Source organism: Paraherbaspirillum soli (genome assembly GCF_042654985.1).
Taxonomy (GTDB): domain Bacteria; phylum Pseudomonadota; class Gammaproteobacteria; order Burkholderiales; family Burkholderiaceae_D; genus Paraherbaspirillum; species Paraherbaspirillum soli.
The window spans coordinates 63,768-81,763 of record NZ_JBHSMT010000031.1 but is presented as its reverse complement, the minus strand read 5'-3'; the positions used below and the strand labels follow the sequence as shown (position 1 = coordinate 81,763).

Below are 17,996 nucleotides of genomic sequence, written 5' to 3'. Positions count from 1 at the left end.
GTTTTTTCTCAGCGCAGGCCCGCGCTTTATCCTGATAGTTGTTCCAAGCGATAACCGTAGCTATAAACGGGGGCGAGTCGAAACCCGTTTTCCGGGCGCAATTGTAACTTACTGCGTACTCGCGACACGTGGGTGTCCATGGTGCGGGAGGGGATATCGATGTCGCGCGCCCAGACCGCTTCAAGAATGTAGGCGCGCGACAGAGGGCGGCCAAGATTGCGGAAAAATAACAAGGCCAGATCGAACTCCTTCTGTGTCAGCTCAATCTGCTTGCCCGCGAACGTCAATCGGCTGGAGCGCGTTTCGAATAAATAATCGCTGAATACAATTTGCTCGCTCGCACTTTGAATCGGATATGCGCGCCGCAGCAGCGCTTGCACGCGCGCCACCAGCTCGCTGCGCCGGATCGGTTTGATCATGTAGTCGTCGGCGCCGGCCGCCAGGCCTTCAACAATATCGTCTTCGCCGGAACGGCTGGTGATGAACAATACCGGGATTGCTTTAGCGAGCTTTTCCCGCACCCAGCGCAAGACTTCCGGGCCGCTGAAATCCGGAACCTGCCAGTCTAGAACCAGCATGTCGTAGCTTTCCCTGCGCAACTGGTTCAGCAGGTCTTTGCCGCTTTGAAACGGGTGGCAAGTATGACCGCTGGATGTGAGCACCTGGCAAACTAGATCGGTTTGGCTGGGATCGTCATCAAGGACAGCAATTCTCATGTTTTGACTATGTTATGTGAGCACCGTGGATAGGAAATGCAAATTCTATGGTGATTGCAAGATCATAAGATATATTAATCTTATTACCATGTTGCTACAAATAAATATTTTACCTTTTTCTAAATATTTTTACTGCCGACACCGATTTCGAGAAAACAAGCGGATTTGCGGGGGAGACGATTCTACGATGTTCCGGGCAAGTTTTGCCTGGCGCTGTCAGTGAGCTGGGAAAAATACGTGGTCGCCGCCCTGTAGTGTATAGCGGGATCGACAGAACTTTAGGGCACCTCGAAAAACCTACTGCGCAGCCCAATCTCGAGGCTGTGATGCTCGCTGTACCTCCGTACAGCTGCAGGTGTTGCAACTTCGTCGCCTCGACCTTGGGCTGCTCGCTACGGTTTTCGAGGTACCCTTCATTTTTGAAGCAAGTTCTTCAGGCGGCGGGGGGGGGGGGCGGGTGTTGCTGGCGTCGATTAAACGCTGGAACGTCGCACTGGAATGCGCTTCGTTCCATCTGGTTCAGCTTGGTTTCGCGTGGTTTTTTAAACGCCGACTTCGGCATCAGGCAACACCACGTTGACGTCCAGTACTTCAAGATTTCCCTGGCGATCCAGGGAAATCGTGATGTCGTCGGCATTCACCTTGGTGTATTTCGAAATAACCTGAATCAATTCCTTGTGCAGCGCGGGCAGGAAATCATGCCCCTGGCGACCATTGCGCTCACGGGCGATGATGATTTGCAGGCGCTCCTTGGCGGCGGAGGCGGTTTTCGGCTTGCTGTTAAATAAGAACGAGAGCAGGGCCATATTATTTTCCTCCAAAAATACGGGACAGGAAGCCAGGCTTTTCGTAAGAGGTAAAGCGTAGCGTGACATCCTCGCCCAGGAAACGCGACACCACATCTTCATAGGCCAGCGCCACATCGCTGCCCTTGATGTGGATCGCCGGATTGCCTTGATTGGATGCGTGCAAGACGGATTCGGACTCGGGAATGATGCCGATCAGCGGGATCCGCAGGATATCCTGGACGTCGCCGTGCGACAGCATTTCACCGGCATCGACTCTTTTCGGCGAGTAGCGGGTGATCAATAAATGTTCCTTGACCGGGTCGCCGCCATTCTGGGCGCGCCGCGACTTTGCCTGGATAATGCCGAGGATGCGATCCGAATCGCGCACCGAAGATACCTCCGGATTGGTGACGACGATCGCTTCGTCGGCAAACGTCAATGCCATCACTGCGCCGCGTTCGATGCCCGCCGGTGAATCGCAAATGATGTATTCAAAATCCATGCTCTTCAGGTCGTTGAGAACTCTCTCAACGCCTTCTTCAGTCAATGCATCTTTGTCGCGCGTTTGCGAGGCCGGCAGAATGAACAGATTGTCGCAATGCTTGTCTTTGATCAGCGCCTGGTTCAGCGTTGCTTCCTGGTTCACGACATTGATCAAATCGTATACCACGCGCCGCTCGCAGCCCATGATCAGATCGAGATTACGCAAACCGACATCGAAGTCGAGCACTGCGGTCTTGTGGCCGCGCATGGCCAGGCCCGATGCAAAACTGGCACTGGAGGTGGTCTTGCCGACGCCGCCCTTGCCAGACGTAACAACGATGATTTTTGCCACGAAGAGCTCCTTGTTGGAAATTCTAGATATTAAGTTCGATTAAGACCGGGATGCAGGGTTGAGCGATAGTACGTCAATCCGGTCGCCGCTCAGGCGGATTTGTGCCGGGCGACCTTTCTGCTCCTGCGGAAAACCGTTTTCAAAGGTGCGATAGACACCGGCGATCGATACCAGTTCCGGCTCCATGCTGGCGGCGAAAATGCGTGCCGACGTATCGCCGCTGGCACCGGCCAGCGCGCGTCCGCGCAATGGAGCATAAACATGGATGCTGCCGTCGGCGATGATTTCGGCGCCGTTGTTGACCATCGCGGTGATGATGAGATCGCTGCCGCGCGCATAAATCCGTTGTCCGGCACGTATTGGCGTGTCGATGATCATGCTCCCGGCAGCGGCTGTTGGTGCGGCTGCGACAGCGGCGGCGGGAGCTGTCGGAGTTGCCGGAGCCGGCTGGGCCGTTTCCTGGCGTGGCGCGCCGACATGCTCGATGCTCAAGCCGCTGGCAACGATATCGGCTTGCATCTCGGTCGGCGCATTGCGCACCGCAACCGCATTCAGATGGAATTTCTTGAGCAGAGCCATCAGTTTGAGCCAGTCGATGTTGCGCTGTTCCGGCTCCAATGCGCCAACATCGATGACTGCAAATTCATTGTCGAAGAAATCGGCGACACCGCCAGTCATTTCCTGCAAGGCCGCTTCTAGTGCCGCCGGATCGGATTCATGCAGAATGGCTGAAACGGCGACCACAGTTGCTATTTTTATTTCAATCGGGTTGCGAAGTTTGTTTTTGAGCATAAAACAGCGTCGTGAATAGGCAGGTCAGACAGCGGTTGAAGGCGATCGATGGATCGAGTATAGGACGTTGGGGTCGCAATTGATTCGTCAAATACGACCCAAAATATGCCTTAACCGTGGATCTTACCAAATACCGGCACGATCGCAAAAACTAGAGAGCGCTATTCTGATGATCGGGCGCGCAGCTGTAATAAATTGCAGCCACAAACGAAAAAAGGGCTTAGCCGAAGCTAAGCCCTTTTGATTCTTGGTGGCCCGGGGCGGAATCGAACCACCGACACAAGGATTTTCAATCCTCTGCTCTACCGACTGAGCTACCAGGCCAAGGAGCGGAATTATAGCAAGACATTTTCGATTCGCAAACCCCTTTGACGCAACTTCTTTAAAATTCTTTGAACTGCAATCGCTATAATGTCGCCATGAACGATATCGGATCAATTTCAAAGGGCGCTGACGGGGTATCGATGACTAAACATCAGAGCGATATTTGTATCGTCGGAAATGGCGCCATCGGAAAAGTCGCGGCACTTGGTTTGGCGCAGATCGGACTGCGGGTGACATTGTTGGGCGCGGCGCCCGGTCCGGCCCCGCTCGCCATGTCGGATGCCTGGGATACCCGCGTGTATGCGCTCAATCATGTGGCGCGTAATCTGCTGGCTACGGTCAAAGTGTGGGATGCACTGGATAGTGCGCGGATCGCGGCCGTCGAAGGCATGACCGTGAAGGGCGGGACTGCCGATGCCGCCGGCAATCTGATGTTCGATGCTTATAGCGCGCGGGTTGAGGCCTTGGCCTGGATCGTCGAAGACCGGAATCTCAACCAGGCACTGGACGCGGCACTGAGATTTGCATCGAATGTGCGGGTGGTCAGCGGCCGTGCAAAAACAATGCAGGTCGACGCTGCCGGCGCGTCATTGCAGCTGGAGTCTGGCGAGACCTTTGGCGCTGCTTTAATTATTGGCGCGGATGGTGCGCAATCGTGGGTTCGCAGTCAGTGTGAGATCGGGATTGACTACCGCTCTTATAAACAGCGTGCAGTGGTCGCCAATTTTGAATGCGAGCGGCTGCATCACGGCGTTGCCTATCAATGGTTCACCGAAACCGAGGGGATCGTCGCATTGCTGCCGTTGCCCGGCAAGCGTGTGTCCTTGGTCTGGTCGGCGCCGGATGCGCTGGCACAGACACTATTAGATGAGCCGTTGTCGCAGCTGGCCGCGCGCCTGTCGACATTGGTTGGAGATAAGTTGGGCCAATTGCACCCGCTGCAGCCGGAAGCCGCGCAGGCATTTCCGTTATCGTTGCTGCGCACGCATGCGCTGGTTGCGCCGAGTGTGGCATTGATCGGCGATGCTGCGCATGTTGTGCATCCACTGGCAGGGCAAGGCATGAATCTGGGGTTTGCTGATGTGGCCGCGCTGATCAAGGTGCTGGCCGAGCGCGGCACGCATAGAGATTGCGGCGATGCCGGCGTGTTGGCGCGTTACGCGCGCTTGCGCAAAGAAGAAACATTGTTAATGCAAATGACAACGGATGGGCTGGAACGTCTATTTGCTGTTGATTTCGAGCCGTTGCGCATGGTGCGTAATGTCGGGTTGAACTTGCTCGACAAATTGCCGGTCCTAAAGAGGCGCTTGATGACCCATGCGTTGGGTCGCACACTGGAAAAAGATTAACTGGGAAAAATGATGAAAAAAGTAAAAATAATGCTGGCGATGCTGTTTGGGCTATGGCTGACGGTTGCCGGCGCTGAAACTCCGCAGGAAACCGCAGTAAAGAAGAAGATTGAGCCGCAACTGGGCGACGGCGTCAAAGTGGATGCGGTGACCAAGACCCCCTATTCCGGTCTGTTCGAGGTGCGCGTCGGGAACGATATTTTCTACACCGATGCCAGTGCCAAGTATGTGTTCATCGGCCGCATCATGGATGCCCAGAGCAGCCGCGACTTCACCCGGGAACGTATTGACGCGTTGAATAAAGTCAAATTTTCCGATTTGCCGCTTGATTTGGCGGTGAAGAAGGTCAAAGGCAATGGCCAGCGCGTGATTGCGGTGTTTGAAGACCCCAATTGCGGCTATTGCAAGCGCCTCCATAAGACGACTTTGCAAGAAGTCGACAACGTCACTGTGTATACCTTCATGTACAACATCTTGGCGGAAGACTCGGCTGTCAAATCCAGGAACGTCTGGTGTAGCGCCGATAGCAATAAAGCCTGGACCGATCTGATGGTGGATGGCAAGGCTCCTGCCGCAGCACCTGCGGCCTGCCTATCGCCCAATGAAAAAGTCATGGCGCTTGGCCGACGCTTGAATGTGACCGGTACCCCGACCATCATCTTCACCGATGGCACCCGCACTCCGGGTTGGGTCGATGCCAAAACGCTTGAGGCCAAATTCACCTCCTTGCAATAACCTAGTGGACTGTAACAATGGATTCGATAGTGAAAGGCGCGTACCCGGCGCGCATGGCGGCGTTGCAAATGCTCGCGATAGCCCACTATCGCTGTGCTGTGCGTCTTGCCCTGCACGCCGGGTACGCGCCTTTCACTCCCGAATCCACTGTTACAGTCCACTAGTCGCTCAATTTGCGACTTTGACCTTCCTTAAACCGCTCCAGGCCCCAGCATGATCACACTCAATATTAATGGGCACGATGTCAATCTGGAACTGGATCCAGCCACGCCCATACTGTGGGCTTTGCGCGATCAGCTGCAAATGACCGGCACCAAATTCGGTTGTGGCGTGGCGCTGTGCGGTGCGTGCACGGTGCATTTGAATGGCGAGCCGATTCGTTCCTGCGTGACGCCGGTATCCGTCGCGGTGGGGCAGGCGCTGACCACAATCGAGGCGATCGAGGCCGATGCAATCGGCAAACAAGTGCAGGATGCCTGGATCCGCCACGATGTTCCGCAATGCGGCTATTGTCAGAGCGGTCAGGTGATGAGCGCGACCGCGCTGCTGAAAACCAAGCGCCATCCTTCCGATGCCGATATCGACGCGGCGATGAGCGGCAACATTTGCCGTTGCGGTACTTATCAGCGAATACGGGCGGCGATCAAGGACGTTGCCAGCTCGTTAAGCTGACGCTCTTATTTTCCCGGCGACCGGCCGAGTCCTCCCCCATGAGTAAACAATACGCAGGCCAAATAGTCGGAGTGCTGCTTGCAGCCGGTCGCGGTCGTCGCTTCGATCCAAGCGGCGCTCGCAGCAAACTGCTGCAGCAGTTGCCGCATGATGTCGGTGGCCTGACTGTATTGGCGAGAGCGGCCGGCAATCTCGCAGCCGCAGTGCCGATATGCGTGGTGTTGCGGCCCGATGCGCCTGAGCTGGCGGCGCAAGTCGCCGGCTACGATCAGATCCAGTGTGACAATGCGGACGACGGCATGGCGGCATCGTTGGTATGCGCCTTGCAACAGACAGAAACCGCATCAGGCTGGGTGATAGCGCTGGGCGATATGCCATACGTGCAAACCGCCACCGTTCAGGCGCTGGTGACAGCCTTGCGGCAGGGCGCCGACATTGCTGTGCCAATGTACGGCGGGCGGCGCGGGAATCCGGTCGCATTCAGCCGCCAGCATTTGCCGCAATTACTGCAATTGCAGGGCGACCAGGGGGCGCGCAGCTTGCTGCGCTCGTGCCTAGTGCGCGAGGTGGCGGTGCCGGATCCTGGTATTCATCAAGATATCGACACAGCCGCCGATATATTGCGCTCCTAAGCAGGCTTGATTGTTCCAATCCCGCTACACTATCGCTTTTTTGCGCAACATGATGGCGCCGCTGGGGTTGCCACCGGGCGCATATTATTTCCTGCCGATGAACCCACATTTCCTAAACAAACGTCTTATTCATTTGCTCGGCTATGCCGGCTTGATTCCGTTCGTGCTGCTGACTTTGGCTTGTTGGCTGGTCAGTACCGCCTGGCTGGGTGATTTTATTCGCGGCCAGTTGGCCTATGGCATAGCGGCACTGTCGTTCCTGGGCGGGATTCATTGGGGGGCGGTCGTGTTGCGTGCCGATCTGTCTGCCGATCACACCAAGAAGGCGCTGATCTGGGGGATCGCACCCACCATTATTGCCTGGTCTTCGACCATGTTTGGCGGCTTCGGGTTTGCCTTGTTGATGCTTGGTTTTATTGCTGCTTATCAGTTCGATAAGCGATTGTTCCCATGGTACGGCTTGCCTGCCTGGTTTATTGAGTTGCGCTTCAGGTTGACCTGTGTGGCGGTGGCCGCGCTGATGCTGACTGTGATTGCCGGTAATGTTCGAGGATAGTATGAAGAAAAACGTTTCTAATGTAGTCGTCAAGCCGGCCCGCGCCAGCCTGTCTTACAGCATCATCGCGGCGGATCCAGCCGCCCACCTGTTTGCTGTCACGTTGACCGTGGCGGAACCCGCTGCGGTAGGACAGATCGTGGCGCTGCCGGCCTGGATCCCCGGCAGTTACATGATGCGTGAGTTCGCCCGCAATATTGTGCAAATCCGCGCGGAATCGAACGGCAGAAAAATCGCCCTGAAGAAAATCGACAAGCACTCCTGGCAGGCCGCACCATGCGACGGGCCGCTGACGCTGCATTATCAGGTCTACGCGTGGGATCTGTCGGTACGCGCTGCGCATCTGGATCAGACGCATGGCTTCTTCAATGGCACCAGTGTGTTTTTGCGCGTAGTGGGGCAGGAAAATGCGCCGCACGAAGTTGATATCCAGCGCCCGCAAGGTGACGCGTATGAGGGCTGGCGGATCGCCACGGCATTGCCGACCTTGAAAGCCAAGCGCGGCGCCTTCGGCACTTATGTCGCGGCCAATTATGACGAGCTGATCGATCACCCGGTCGAAATGGGCACCTTCCAGCTGGCCAGTTTCAAGGCGCATGGCGTGCCGCACGAGATCGCTATTACCGGCAACGTGCCGAATCTGGATTTGCCGCGCTTGAGCGCCGACCTGAAAAAGATTTGCGAAACGCAGATTGCATTTTTCGAGCCGGCCGGCAGCAAGTTCGCCAAGCGTGCGCCGATGCAGCGCTATGTATTTCTGACGCTGGCGGTCGGCGACGGCTATGGCGGGTTGGAGCACCGCGCCTCGACCGCGTTGATTTGCGCGCGCGCCGATCTGCCGGTGAAAGGGCAGCCGGAAATGAGCGATGGCTATCGCACCTTCCTCGGCCTTTGCAGCCATGAATATTTTCATACCTGGAACGTCAAGCGCATCAAGCCGGCGACCTTCGCGCCATATGATTTGCAGGTCGAAAACTACACGCCGCTATTGTGGCTGTTCGAAGGCTTCACCAGCTATTACGACGATCTGATGCTGTTGCGCAGCGGCTTGATTGATCAAGCGGCATATTTCAAATTGGTCGAGAAAACGATTAATGGCGTATTGCTCGGCAGCGGCCGTCACAAGCAAAGCGTGGCCGAATCCAGCTTCGATGCCTGGGTCAAATATTATCGCCAGGATGAAAATTCGCCGAATGCGATCGTCAGCTATTACACCAAAGGGTCGCTGGTGGCGTTGGCGCTGGATCTGACCATTCGTGCCGAAACCAAGGGCCGCAAATCGCTGGACGATGTGATGCGCGCGCTATGGCAAAAATATGGCCGCGACTTTTATGCCGACAATGCGCAGAGCGGACGCGGCGTCACCGAGGCCGCAGTGGAGGCCTTGTTCGATGCCGTTACCGGCCTCAAGCTGAAACGATTCTTTGACCGCTATGTACGCGCTACCGATGATTTGCCATTGGCGAAATTGCTGGCGCCGACCGGTATCGTGCTGAATGACCGACGCAAGGCGGGCAAGCCTGCGCTTGGTGCGCGCACCGCAACTAGCGGCAACGACTGCAAATTGGCTAACGTGTATGAAGGTGGGGCTGCGCATCGTGCCGGGCTGTCTGCCGGCGATGTGTTGGTGGCGCTTGATGGGATTCGCGTGACGAACAATCTGGAATCGGTTCTGGCGCGGTATCGGGTCGGTGACAGTGTCGCCGTGCATGCGTTCCGGCGCGACGAGTTGATGACCTTCAGCGTTAAATTGCTGGCCGATACGGCCCCTCAGCTGGGTTTCAATGCCGAGGAAAAACCGGCTGCCGCGGTGACTATGCGGGCGGCGTGGTTGGCCGGACGTAGCGGCCGCTAATTTTTATAGTGGAATGAGGTGCCGATCAAGACTGATCGGCCTTCAGGCCGGCCCAGCGCGGTGTTAGCGCATGCTGGAACGCAAACAGATCCAGCACCCGGCCTAGTGTGTGATCGATCATCTCGCTAATGTTTTGCGGCCGATGGTAGAAGCCGGGCAGCGGCGGGAAAATAATTCCGCCCATCTCGGTAACGCTGGTCATATTGCGCAGATGCGCAAGATTGAACGGCGTTTCACGCACCATCAATACCAGCCGCCGCCGTTCTTTGAGGACTACATCGGCAGCGCGCGCGATCAGATTGTCGGATAAGCCGTTGGCCACCGACGCCAGGGTTTTCATCGAGCATGGCGCGATGATCATGCCGTCCGACTGGAATGAACCGCTGGCGATCGCCGCGCCGACGTCGCGCACGTTGTGTACGACATGCGCCAGCGTCTCGACCTGCTTGCGTCGCATGTCCAGTTCCTGATGCAGGTTCAGCACCCCGGCATCGGAAATCAATAGATGCGTTTCGATGCCGGGCATCTCGCGCAGCAGTTGCAACAGCCGCACGCCATAAATCGCACCGGTAGCGCCGGTGATGCCAATGATCAGGCGGCGCGGCAGCTGCGGGGCGTCGGGATGGCGGCTGGGTGCGACCACGTGCGGTCTCAGGCTTTCAGCAAAGCTTGCAGTTCACCGGATTCAAACATCTCGTTCATGATGTCGGAGCCGCCGATGAATTCGCCTTTGACATATAACTGCGGGATGGTTGGCCAGTTCGAGTAATCCTTGATGCCCTGACGCACGGCCGGGTCTTCCAGCACATTGACGGTAACAATGTTGTCGACACCGCTGGTTTTCAGCAGCTGAATAGCACGGCCGGAAAAACCGCATTGTGGAAATTGCGCAGTACCTTTCATGAACAAAACCACTGGGTTGTTGGTCACGGTTTCCTTGATCCACGCTTGTACATCGCTCATGGCAATACCTTTAAAAGTTCAGAATGCGGCCATTATATAGTTGAAAAAGACCGTCGCGCTGCTGCGGCGTCCGCGGCCGCCGGCAGGTGCGAGGTATTGCTTGGGGGAAGTGTGGTAAATTTTGCGCTTGTCAAGAGTTTTGACTAAAGTGTCCGACGCATGTACAATCCCAGGTTCTCCCGATTCCGCCCAGCACTTTATGGTGATATGGGGAAGAAAAAATTCTAATAGTCTTCAATCATTTCGATGAGGTTTCATATGTACGCGGTCATAAAAACCGGTGGCAAACAATATAAAGTTGTTGCCGGCGAAAAACTTAAAATAGAACAGATACCTGCAGACATTGGCACCGAACTCACTATTGATCAAGTGCTCGCAGTTGGCGCTGGTGACACCATTAAGTTTGGTGCACCGCTGGTCGAAGGTGCTACGGTGTCGGTTAAGGTATTGGCGCAAGGTCGTCACGATAAGGTCAAGATTTTCAAGATGCGTCGTCGTAAGCATTACCAGAAGCATCAAGGCCATCGCCAAAATTACACCGAAGTTCAAATCGTTTCGATCAACGCTTAATTTCAACAATTAATAGCGTCGATAGACCTAACCAGTTACCAGGAGTCTTAAATGGCACATAAAAAAGGCGGCGGCACTACGCGCAACGGCCGTGATTCAGAGTCGAAACGACTCGGCGTCAAGGTCTACGGTGGCCAGGCGATCAACGCTGGCGGCATCATTGTTCGTCAACGCGGCACCAAGACGCATCCAGGCGAAAATGTCGGCATGGGCAAGGATCACACCCTGTTCGCACTGATTAACGGCAAAGTACAATTCGTGACCAAAGGCGCTGAACAGCGTCAATACGTCACCGTCGTAGCAGCGTAAGTTTTACTTTTAGCTTCGACGTAAGGCGCAAGCCTTGCTGTAAAAGGCTCTGCCGCAGGTAGAGCCTTTTTATTTTTCCGGCCTTAAAAAGAGAGTCGGTATAGTAGGTAATTTAGTTGTCAAATCAGAATTTAACCTCCAACCTCATTAGGACCTTCGAATGAAGTTTATAGATGAAGCAAAAATCGAAGTCATTGCCGGCGATGGCGGCAATGGGGTTGCGAGTTTTTGTCGTGAAAAATTCCGCCCGTTCGGCGGCCCGGACGGTGGTGATGGCGGCGTAGGCGGCAGCATTTGGGCAGTCGCCGACCGCAACATCAACACGCTGGTCGATTATCGTTTTTCCAAGATGCACAGAGCCGGTCGCGGCGAAAATGGTCGCGGCTCGGATTGCTATGGCAAGGGCGCCGACGATATCAAGCTGCGGATGCCGGTTGGCACGCTGATCGTGGATGTCAATACTGGCGAGGCAATCGCCGACCTGACCGATCACGGTCAGGAAGTGTTGCTGGCCAAAGGCGGTGAAGGCGGCTGGGGCAACATCCATTTTAAATCCTCGACCAACCGTGCGCCGCGCCAAAAGAGCGATGGCAAGGAAGGCGAGCGCCGCGAATTGCGACTGGAGCTCAAGGTGCTGGCCGATGTCGGTCTGCTGGGACAGCCAAATGCCGGCAAGTCGACCTTTATCACTGCGGTTTCCAACGCGCGTCCGAAAATCGCCGATTACCCGTTTACCACATTGCATCCAAACCTGGGCGTGGTGCGGGTCAGTCATGAAAAGAGCTTCGTGATCGCCGATATTCCCGGCCTGATCGAAGGAGCGGCGGAGGGTGCTGGTCTCGGTATCCAGTTCCTTAAGCACTTGCAGCGTACCGGTCTGCTGCTACACATCGTCGATTTGGCGCCATTTGAGGACACTGTCGATCCGGTCAAGGAAGCCAAGGCCATCGTCAAGGAACTGAAGAAATACGATCAGTCGCTGTTCGATAAGCCGCGCTGGCTGGTTTTGAATAAAATTGACGTGATTCCTGAAGCTGAGCGCGTCAAGCGCGTCAAGGATTTCATTAAGCGCTTTGGCTGGAAAGGCCCGGTGTTTGAGATTTCCGCACTGAACCATGATGGCTGTCCCGAACTGGTGACTGAGATTTACGGTTATCTGGCCGAAAAGCGCCAGCAGGAACATCGTTCGGAAGAGACGCATATGGTGGCAGAAGCACAATCCATTTTGTCGATTGATCCCGACGATCCGCGCTTCAAGATCCTGGATTAACGAAGCACATATCGACCGATGCCGTTGGCGGGGAACGCCGCTTGCATCGGTTTTTATTTCTCGCCCGGCGACATCTGTTGAATAGTTTCTGCGGCGGTGGCAGCTACTGATGAAAATATGAATTCGGTCATTCAAAAAGCCCGGCGTCTCATCGTCAAAGTGGGTTCTTCGCTAGTCACCAATGACGGCAAAGGGCTCGATACGGTTGCGATTGCCAAATGGGCAACGCAGATCGCCGCGTTGCGTGCGATGGGCAAAGAGGTGGTGCTGGTGAGTTCTGGCGCGGTTGCCGAGGGCATGCAACGACTTGGGTTCGACAAGCGCCCAACCAGTATTGATGAATTGCAGGCTTGCGCCGCCGTCGGTCAGATGGGGCTTGCCCAGATTTACGAAAGCAGTTTTCGCGCACACGACTTGCGCACTGCGCAGGTATTGCTGACGCATGCTGACTTGGCTGACCGTGAGCGTTATCTGAACGCCCGTTCGACCTTGTTTACGTTGCTACGCTTTGGCGTGATACCGATAATCAATGAAAACGATACCGTGGTCACCGATGAAATCAAATTCGGTGATAACGATACATTGGGTGCGTTGGTCGCCAATTTGATTGAAGGCGACGCGCTGATTATCCTGACAGATCAAAAGGGCTTATTCACTGCCGATCCGCGTAAGGACCCCAACGCCGAGTTGGTCCATGTGGCGCAAGCTGGCGACCCCGCATTGGAAGTCATGGCGGGAGATGCCGGCACCAGTATCGGTCGCGGCGGCATGCTTACCAAGATTTTGGCGGCCAAGCGTGCCGCTACCTCGGGCGCTCATACCGTGATTGCCTGGGGTCGAGAGGATGGTGTCTTGACCCGGCTCGCCGCAGGCGAAGCAATCGGCACCCAATTGAACGCGCAAACCGCGCAACTTACTGCCCGCAAGCAATGGATGGCCGATCATCTGAAAACAGCTGGCAAGGTAATGCTGGATTCCGGTGCAGTGCAAAAGCTGACCAATGAGGGCAAATCCTTACTGCCGATCGGTGTCACTGCGGTATCCGGGGAGTTTGGCCGGGGCGACGTCATTACCTGTACCGATGTGGATGGGCGGGCAATTGCACGTGGCATCAGCAATTACACCAGCTCCGAAGCGCGTCGCATCATGCGACGTCCATCTGCTGAAATTCAGGCAATTCTAGGCTTTGTCGAGGAATCGGAGTTGATTCACCGGGATAATATGGTTCTGCTCTAAAGCCATGCCGAACGACACCTGAAATTCAGAATGTCGTTCGAGGATATCGTCTTAGCTACCCGGCTTGATGGGGCGATTTTCACGAATTCTGGCTCGCATTTCTTCTACCTTGCCCGCTGCCATGCCATCGTGGCAAAGATAGTCTTTTGCCAATGCCGCATGCTGGCGATTGGCCACCAGCTCGGTAATTGGCTGCCAGTTACTCAGGCGCGCACGCGACCAACTGCCATCTTTTTGACCAAATGCGTACAGCTTCTTTTCGTAAGTTTGGCAACGAATGCCTTCGTAGCTGATATTTTCTGCCCCGGCCTGACTTTTGCTGACCAGCGTATAACGCACTACGCCATCGGTGTCGGAGGAGATTGAATTGACGTCAATTGTGAAAGTCATGCTAGCTGTCGGGCCGACATAGAACTGGACCAGGTTTGCCGCTTGTGGCGCTGGCGGCAAATCTTTTTTGATTTCTTGCCATGACTTCCCGTCATCGTCAAAATCTTCGTCGAAAATGCCGGCATGGGCGGGGACATTGATTGCCAGTAACAGGAGGCCGGCGGTAAACAGTTGCGACAGTTTCATTGGCGGCAGCGCAGTTTTTCTGGGGGGCGAGGGTGAGGCAGGGGCAAAAAACATTGAAAAGCTCACTTTTTATCGGTGTCGGCCGCGGCTGGTTGATCAGACGTACGCGGCCCGTGGCCTGTACGTAGATGGCGGGCATGATGCGTTGTGCTTTGCATTGGGCGCGTCAAGAAGCGTGATAATTCTTGCAATGCCCGCTGGTAGACGTCGCGCTTGAATTCGATCACCACGTCCAGCGGCACCCAGTAATTGTGCCAACGCCATGCGTCGAATTCGGGGTGCTCGGTAAGACGTAAATTGACATCGCAATCGCGTCCGACCATGCGTAGTAAAAACCAGATTTGTTTTTGGCCGCGATAGTGCCCGCGTACATCGCGTTTAATGAAATGGTCCGGCACCTCATAGCGCAACCAGTCACGGGTACGGCCGATGATCTTGACATGCTCCGCTTTTAACCCGATTTCTTCCTCGAGTTCGCGAAACATCGCCTGCTCCGGCGTTTCACCGTACTTGATACCGCCTTGTGGAAATTGCCACGAGTGTTCGCGCACGCGCTTGCCCCACCAGACTTCATTCTGGGGGTTGAGCAAGATAATGCCGACGTTCGGGCGAAAGCCTTCACGGTCAAGCATGTTGTTACCTCAAAACTTTCTGCGGCCAGGCGATCCTCATGCCAATACGGATACGCGCCATATCAGCGCGCGACCTGTCTCAGCCAGTACCAATACCGGTAAGGACATCAATCAATTGTGCAAAGAGTAGGCGCATCAGCCAGCTAATCCTTTAAAATTGAGTTGATTATAACTCTCTCTTTTTAAAAAGAATTCATCGTTATGCGCGCCTCCCGTTTTTTTGTCTCTACCCTTAAAGAAGCTCCAGCTGACGCCGAAATCGTCAGCCATAAACTGATGATGCGAGCTGGCATGATCAAGCGACTCGGTTCAGGTATTTATACCTACATGCCGATGGGCCTGCGCGTGATCCGCAAAGTCGAGAATATCGTGCGCGAAGAGATGAACCGTTCGGGCGCGGTGGAATTGCTGATGCCTGTGGTGCAGCCGGCGGAGCTGTGGCAAGAAACCGGACGCTGGCAAAAGTACGGTGCCGAACTGATGCGGGTCAAGGATCGTCATGGTCGCGACTTCATCATTCAGCCGACGTCGGAGGAGGTGATTACCGACATCGCCCGCGGTGAGTTGCGCTCCTATCGCAAGCTGCCGGTGAATTTTTATCATATCCAAACCAAATTCCGCGACGAGCGCCGGCCACGCTTTGGCTTGATGCGCGGCCGCGAATTCACGATGAAGGATGCGTATTCTTTCGACCGCGATCTGGACGGGCTGAAACAGTCTTATCAGATCATGTACGACGCGTACATCCGTATCTTCAATCGCTTTGGCCTGCAATTCCGTCCGGTGGCGGCCGACAATGGTGCCATCGGCGGGACCGGATCGCATGAATTTCACGTCATCGCTGCCACCGGCGAAGATGCGATCGTGTATTGCCCAAGTTCGGATTACGCAGCGAATATGGAAGCCGCGGAGGCTTTGCCATTGAGCGCCGCGCGTGGTGCTGCAACTCAGGCGCTGACCAAGACCGCGACGCCGGGCAAAGCAAAATGCGAAGCGGTTGCAGAGTTCCTGCAGCTGCCGTTGACGCAAACCGTCAAGTCGATTGTGCTGACCGTCGAGAAAGAGGGCAGCGATACCGAAGCTGCCAGCAAGGACGTCTGGCTGCTGATGTTGCGTGGCGATCATGAGCTGAATGAAATCAAGGTCAGCAAAGTACCTGGCCTGGCTGGTTATCGCTTCGCGACAGAACAAGAGATCGTCGAGTGGTTCGGTACGCTGCCTGGCTATCTGGGGCCGGTCAATCCCAAGAAGCCGGTCAAAGTGGTAGTCGACGCCACTGTCGCCAACATGCATGATTTTGTATGCGGCGCCAACGAACTTGATTTTCACTATACCGGCGTCAACTGGGGCCGCGATGTGCCGGAGCCTCTGGTGGCAGACATACGCAACGTGGTCGAGGGCGATCCATCGCCAGACGGCAAGGGCGTGTTGGCGATCCAGCGCGGGATCGAAGTTGGTCACGTGTTCCAGCTCGGCACCGCATATTCGGAAGCGATGAACGCGACCTTTCTGGATGAGAACGGTAAGCCGCAGTTGCTGCAAATGGGATGCTACGGGATCGGCATTACGCGGATTCTGGGCGCAGCAATTGAGCAGAATTTCGATGACAAGGGCATTATCTGGCCGACTTCGATTGCCCCGTTTGAAGTGGTCCTGTGCCCAATGGGATACGACCGCAGCGAGGCCGTCAAAGCCGAGACCGACAAGTTGTACGATGCACTACTGGCGGCCGGAGTGGATGTGATTCTGGATGACCGGGGCGAGCGCCCGGGCGCGATGTTCGCCGACTGGGAGTTGATCGGCGTGCCGCATCGCATCGTGATCGGCGACCGCGGTTTGAAAGAAGGTCAGCTTGAATACCAAGGACGACGCGATACAGAAGCGACCACCGTGCCGCTGGCTGAAATGGCGACGTTTATCAAGGCCCGCTTGGCATCTTGAGAAAAACAAGGCGGCAATCCGCCTGTTTTTTTGTATACTCCTCAAAAAATGAATAACTTGATCTTGAGGAGTTTCGATTGCGTCAGACGGTCCGATTTTGCTTGCTGTTAGTACTGTTGCTGGCCGGTGGTTCGGCGTATGCCGGCAACCAGAAGGAAGAGGAGCTGGCGGATTCGGTACGTTTGGCATTGTCGCGTGCGATCCATGACGCTCGTCCGCCGAAGCCGCAATTCTCCGACATCGATCAACGCATCAAGTATTTGTACTGGCTGGGCGAGATGTCCGAGCGTCTGAAAAAGAAATTGCCCGATGCTCAGATGCGCATCGAATTCCTGGAAACCACCTGGTATGAATCGAAGCGCGCCGGCCTTGATCCAGCAATGGTGCTCGGCTTGATCCAGGTGGAATCGGCATTTCGTAAATACGCCTTGTCGAGCGTCAGCGCCCATGGCTACATGCAGGTAATGCCATTCTGGACCCGCGTGATTGGCGATGCCGATCGCAGCAAATTATTCAATATGCAGACCAATTTGCGCTACGGGTGTTCGATTTTGCGCATGTATCTGGATATGGAAAAAGGCAATCTTTACCTGACCCTGGGCCGATATAACGGCAGTCGCGGACGCCCTGAATATCCGAATGCGGTATTGGCCGCATGGAAGCATTGGGAGTACGCAGATGAAACGCCAATTCATGCTGCTTCTTCTACCCAATAACAGTACGGCCGCCAAAGTGATATCTGGATGCTGCACTGGGATCGACGATCCAATGCGATAAAAACAAAAACGCCCGCGCGATGCGGGCGTTTTTGTTTGGCACTCAGAGCGCTGTTGAGCAGCTAAGCCCCAAGCATTATTTCAAGTGATCAGAAATGAGTTTGGTCATTTCAAACATCGATACTTGTTTTTTGCCGCCAAAGACAGCTTTCAATTTTTCATCTGCGTCGATATTGCGCTTGTTCTCTGGGTTTTGCAGCTCGTGCTTCTTGATGTATTCCCAGACCTTCTTGGTGACTTCAGTGCGTGGCAACGGAGCTGCGCCGACCACGGCAGCCAGAACCGCAGATGGGGTCAATGGTTTCATGAACGCTGCGTTAGGTTTGCGCGCTGTTTTTGGTGCTGCTTCAGCTTTGACTGGGGCGGCTTTTTTTACGGCAGGTTTAGCTGCTGCTTTGACCGGAGCTGCTTTGGTCGCTGCTGGTTTTTTGACTGTGGCCATCTTTGAGCCTCCTTTACGGAATAATAG

21 protein-coding genes and 1 tRNA gene are annotated in these 17,996 nt (G+C 55.2%); 12 read left to right on the top strand and 10 right to left on the bottom strand.

All coding sequences use genetic code 11. The annotated features are described in order from the left end of the window. Positions 1 to 26: 26 nt before the first annotated feature. From ACFPM8_RS21075 to ACFPM8_RS21055, 5 genes are all read right to left on the bottom strand, one after another. Positions 27 to 716 carry a response regulator transcription factor gene (locus ACFPM8_RS21075; RefSeq protein WP_379000688.1) on the bottom strand — a complete coding sequence of 230 codons (690 nt, stop codon included), beginning with the start codon at positions 714 to 716 and terminating at the stop codon, positions 27 to 29. A gap of 542 nt (positions 717 to 1,258) precedes the next feature. After that, complete coding sequence (minE, locus tag ACFPM8_RS21070; protein WP_379000686.1) at positions 1,259 to 1,522, bottom strand: cell division topological specificity factor MinE; 264 nt, start codon at positions 1,520 to 1,522, stop codon at positions 1,259 to 1,261. Between the two features lies 1 nt (position 1,523). Further along, the gene (gene minD, locus ACFPM8_RS21065; RefSeq protein WP_379000684.1) at positions 1,524 to 2,339 is read right to left on the bottom strand and encodes a septum site-determining protein MinD; all 816 of its coding nucleotides are present in this window, start codon (positions 2,337 to 2,339) and stop codon (positions 1,524 to 1,526) included. 39 nt (positions 2,340 to 2,378) lie between these two features. Beyond that, entirely contained in the window at positions 2,379 to 3,131 is a 753-nt protein-coding gene (gene minC / locus ACFPM8_RS21060; RefSeq protein ID WP_379000682.1) for a septum site-determining protein MinC, read from the bottom strand. Positions 3,132 to 3,379: 248 nt separating this feature from the next. Next, positions 3,380 to 3,455, bottom strand: a tRNA-Phe gene (locus ACFPM8_RS21055). A gap of 140 nt (positions 3,456 to 3,595) precedes the next feature. Here ACFPM8_RS21055 and ACFPM8_RS21050 point away from each other — a divergent pair. From ACFPM8_RS21050 to ACFPM8_RS21025, 6 genes are all read left to right on the top strand, one after another. Then, the gene (locus ACFPM8_RS21050) at positions 3,596 to 4,804 is read left to right on the top strand and encodes an FAD-dependent monooxygenase (protein ID WP_379000680.1); all 1,209 of its coding nucleotides are present in this window, start codon (positions 3,596 to 3,598) and stop codon (positions 4,802 to 4,804) included. Positions 4,805 to 4,816: 12 nt separating this feature from the next. Then, the gene (locus ACFPM8_RS21045) at positions 4,817 to 5,539 is read left to right on the top strand and encodes a DsbC family protein (RefSeq protein ID WP_379000679.1); all 723 of its coding nucleotides are present in this window, start codon (positions 4,817 to 4,819) and stop codon (positions 5,537 to 5,539) included. A 213-nt stretch (positions 5,540 to 5,752) separates the two neighbouring features. Further along, a complete protein-coding gene (locus tag ACFPM8_RS21040) occupies positions 5,753 to 6,211 on the top strand; it encodes a (2Fe-2S)-binding protein (protein WP_379000677.1) in 459 nt (152 codons plus the stop codon). A gap of 38 nt (positions 6,212 to 6,249) precedes the next feature. After that, the gene (locus tag ACFPM8_RS21035; protein WP_379000675.1) at positions 6,250 to 6,843 is read left to right on the top strand and encodes a nucleotidyltransferase family protein; all 594 of its coding nucleotides are present in this window, start codon (positions 6,250 to 6,252) and stop codon (positions 6,841 to 6,843) included. Between the two features lie 49 nt (positions 6,844 to 6,892). After that, on the top strand, positions 6,893 to 7,399 hold the full coding sequence (locus ACFPM8_RS21030) for a DUF3429 domain-containing protein (protein WP_379000673.1): 507 nt from the start codon (positions 6,893 to 6,895) through the stop codon (positions 7,397 to 7,399). A 1-nt stretch (position 7,400) separates the two neighbouring features. After that, positions 7,401 to 9,254, top strand: a complete 1,854-nt coding sequence (locus ACFPM8_RS21025; protein WP_379000671.1) for a M61 family metallopeptidase — start codon at positions 7,401 to 7,403, stop codon at positions 9,252 to 9,254. Positions 9,255 to 9,279: 25 nt separating this feature from the next. Here the strand turns inward: ACFPM8_RS21025 and ACFPM8_RS21020 are convergent, their stop codons facing one another. Both ACFPM8_RS21020 and grxD read right to left on the bottom strand, forming a co-directional pair. Then, positions 9,280 to 9,897 carry a UbiX family flavin prenyltransferase gene (locus ACFPM8_RS21020; RefSeq protein WP_379000669.1) on the bottom strand — a complete coding sequence of 206 codons (618 nt, stop codon included), beginning with the start codon at positions 9,895 to 9,897 and terminating at the stop codon, positions 9,280 to 9,282. An 8-nt stretch (positions 9,898 to 9,905) separates the two neighbouring features. After that, positions 9,906 to 10,217 (bottom strand): Grx4 family monothiol glutaredoxin, encoded by a 312-nt coding sequence (gene grxD / locus ACFPM8_RS21015; protein ID WP_379000667.1) that lies wholly within the window; start codon positions 10,215 to 10,217, stop codon positions 9,906 to 9,908. 258 nt (positions 10,218 to 10,475) lie between these two features. Here grxD and rplU point away from each other — a divergent pair, with 258 nt between their 5' ends. The 4 genes from rplU to proB all read left to right on the top strand — a co-directional run bounded on the left by rplU (position 10,476) and on the right by proB (position 13,602). Then, the gene (rplU, locus tag ACFPM8_RS21010; protein ID WP_379000665.1) at positions 10,476 to 10,787 is read left to right on the top strand and encodes a 50S ribosomal protein L21; all 312 of its coding nucleotides are present in this window, start codon (positions 10,476 to 10,478) and stop codon (positions 10,785 to 10,787) included. Between the two features lie 51 nt (positions 10,788 to 10,838). Beyond that, positions 10,839 to 11,096, top strand: a complete 258-nt coding sequence (rpmA, locus tag ACFPM8_RS21005) for a 50S ribosomal protein L27 (RefSeq protein WP_379000663.1) — start codon at positions 10,839 to 10,841, stop codon at positions 11,094 to 11,096. A 160-nt stretch (positions 11,097 to 11,256) separates the two neighbouring features. Continuing rightward, the gene (gene obgE / locus ACFPM8_RS21000; protein WP_379000662.1) at positions 11,257 to 12,366 is read left to right on the top strand and encodes a GTPase ObgE; all 1,110 of its coding nucleotides are present in this window, start codon (positions 11,257 to 11,259) and stop codon (positions 12,364 to 12,366) included. A 117-nt stretch (positions 12,367 to 12,483) separates the two neighbouring features. After that, positions 12,484 to 13,602: a glutamate 5-kinase gene (gene proB, locus ACFPM8_RS20995; RefSeq protein ID WP_379000660.1), complete on the top strand. Its 1,119-nt coding sequence runs from the start codon at positions 12,484 to 12,486 to the stop codon at positions 13,600 to 13,602. 51 nt (positions 13,603 to 13,653) lie between these two features. On the opposite strand, the gene ACFPM8_RS20990 is transcribed toward proB, so the two are convergent. Both ACFPM8_RS20990 and ACFPM8_RS20985 read right to left on the bottom strand, forming a co-directional pair. Beyond that, complete coding sequence (locus ACFPM8_RS20990; protein WP_379000658.1) at positions 13,654 to 14,232, bottom strand: CNP1-like family protein; 579 nt, start codon at positions 14,230 to 14,232, stop codon at positions 13,654 to 13,656. 8 nt (positions 14,233 to 14,240) lie between these two features. Continuing rightward, complete coding sequence (locus tag ACFPM8_RS20985) at positions 14,241 to 14,810, bottom strand: RNA pyrophosphohydrolase (RefSeq protein ID WP_379000656.1); 570 nt, start codon at positions 14,808 to 14,810, stop codon at positions 14,241 to 14,243. A 201-nt stretch (positions 14,811 to 15,011) separates the two neighbouring features. On the opposite strand from ACFPM8_RS20985, the gene ACFPM8_RS20980 reads away from it, so the two are divergent. Beyond that, positions 15,012 to 16,751, top strand: coding sequence for a proline--tRNA ligase (locus tag ACFPM8_RS20980; protein ID WP_379000654.1), 1,740 nt, complete (start codon positions 15,012 to 15,014; stop codon positions 16,749 to 16,751). Between the two features lie 77 nt (positions 16,752 to 16,828). Further along, on the top strand, positions 16,829 to 17,467 hold the full coding sequence (locus ACFPM8_RS20975) for a lytic transglycosylase domain-containing protein (protein ID WP_379000652.1): 639 nt from the start codon (positions 16,829 to 16,831) through the stop codon (positions 17,465 to 17,467). Positions 17,468 to 17,603: 136 nt separating this feature from the next. Here the strand turns inward: ACFPM8_RS20975 and ACFPM8_RS20970 are convergent, their stop codons facing one another. After that, positions 17,604 to 17,969 carry an SWIB/MDM2 domain-containing protein gene (locus tag ACFPM8_RS20970; protein WP_379000650.1) on the bottom strand — a complete coding sequence of 122 codons (366 nt, stop codon included), beginning with the start codon at positions 17,967 to 17,969 and terminating at the stop codon, positions 17,604 to 17,606. Positions 17,970 to 17,996: the final 27 nt, after the last annotated feature.

Coding starts and splice junctions, on each gene's coding strand:
- ACFPM8_RS21050 (WP_379000680.1), top strand. CDS start 3,596: ATGACTAAACATCAGAGCGATATTTGTATCGTCGGAAATGGCGCCATC.
- grxD (WP_379000667.1), bottom strand. CDS start 10,217: ATGAGCGATGTACAAGCGTGGATCAAGGAAACCGTGACCAACAACCCA.
- ACFPM8_RS21030 (WP_379000673.1), top strand. CDS start 6,893: ATGATGGCGCCGCTGGGGTTGCCACCGGGCGCATATTATTTCCTGCCG.
- ACFPM8_RS21035 (WP_379000675.1), top strand. CDS start 6,250: ATGAGTAAACAATACGCAGGCCAAATAGTCGGAGTGCTGCTTGCAGCC.
- ACFPM8_RS20985 (WP_379000656.1), bottom strand. CDS start 14,810: ATGCTTGACCGTGAAGGCTTTCGCCCGAACGTCGGCATTATCTTGCTC.
- obgE (WP_379000662.1), top strand. CDS start 11,257: ATGAAGTTTATAGATGAAGCAAAAATCGAAGTCATTGCCGGCGATGGC.
- minC (WP_379000682.1), bottom strand. CDS start 3,131: ATGCTCAAAAACAAACTTCGCAACCCGATTGAAATAAAAATAGCAACT.
- ACFPM8_RS21045 (WP_379000679.1), top strand. CDS start 4,817: ATGAAAAAAGTAAAAATAATGCTGGCGATGCTGTTTGGGCTATGGCTG.
- ACFPM8_RS21025 (WP_379000671.1), top strand. CDS start 7,401: ATGAAGAAAAACGTTTCTAATGTAGTCGTCAAGCCGGCCCGCGCCAGC.
- rplU (WP_379000665.1), top strand. CDS start 10,476: ATGTACGCGGTCATAAAAACCGGTGGCAAACAATATAAAGTTGTTGCC.
- ACFPM8_RS20970 (WP_379000650.1), bottom strand. CDS start 17,969: ATGGCCACAGTCAAAAAACCAGCAGCGACCAAAGCAGCTCCGGTCAAA.
- proB (WP_379000660.1), top strand. CDS start 12,484: ATGAATTCGGTCATTCAAAAAGCCCGGCGTCTCATCGTCAAAGTGGGT.
- ACFPM8_RS21075 (WP_379000688.1), bottom strand. CDS start 716: ATGAGAATTGCTGTCCTTGATGACGATCCCAGCCAAACCGATCTAGTT.
- ACFPM8_RS20990 (WP_379000658.1), bottom strand. CDS start 14,232: ATGTTTTTTGCCCCTGCCTCACCCTCGCCCCCCAGAAAAACTGCGCTG.
- ACFPM8_RS20980 (WP_379000654.1), top strand. CDS start 15,012: ATGCGCGCCTCCCGTTTTTTTGTCTCTACCCTTAAAGAAGCTCCAGCT.
- rpmA (WP_379000663.1), top strand. CDS start 10,839: ATGGCACATAAAAAAGGCGGCGGCACTACGCGCAACGGCCGTGATTCA.
- minE (WP_379000686.1), bottom strand. CDS start 1,522: ATGGCCCTGCTCTCGTTCTTATTTAACAGCAAGCCGAAAACCGCCTCC.
- ACFPM8_RS21040 (WP_379000677.1), top strand. CDS start 5,753: ATGATCACACTCAATATTAATGGGCACGATGTCAATCTGGAACTGGAT.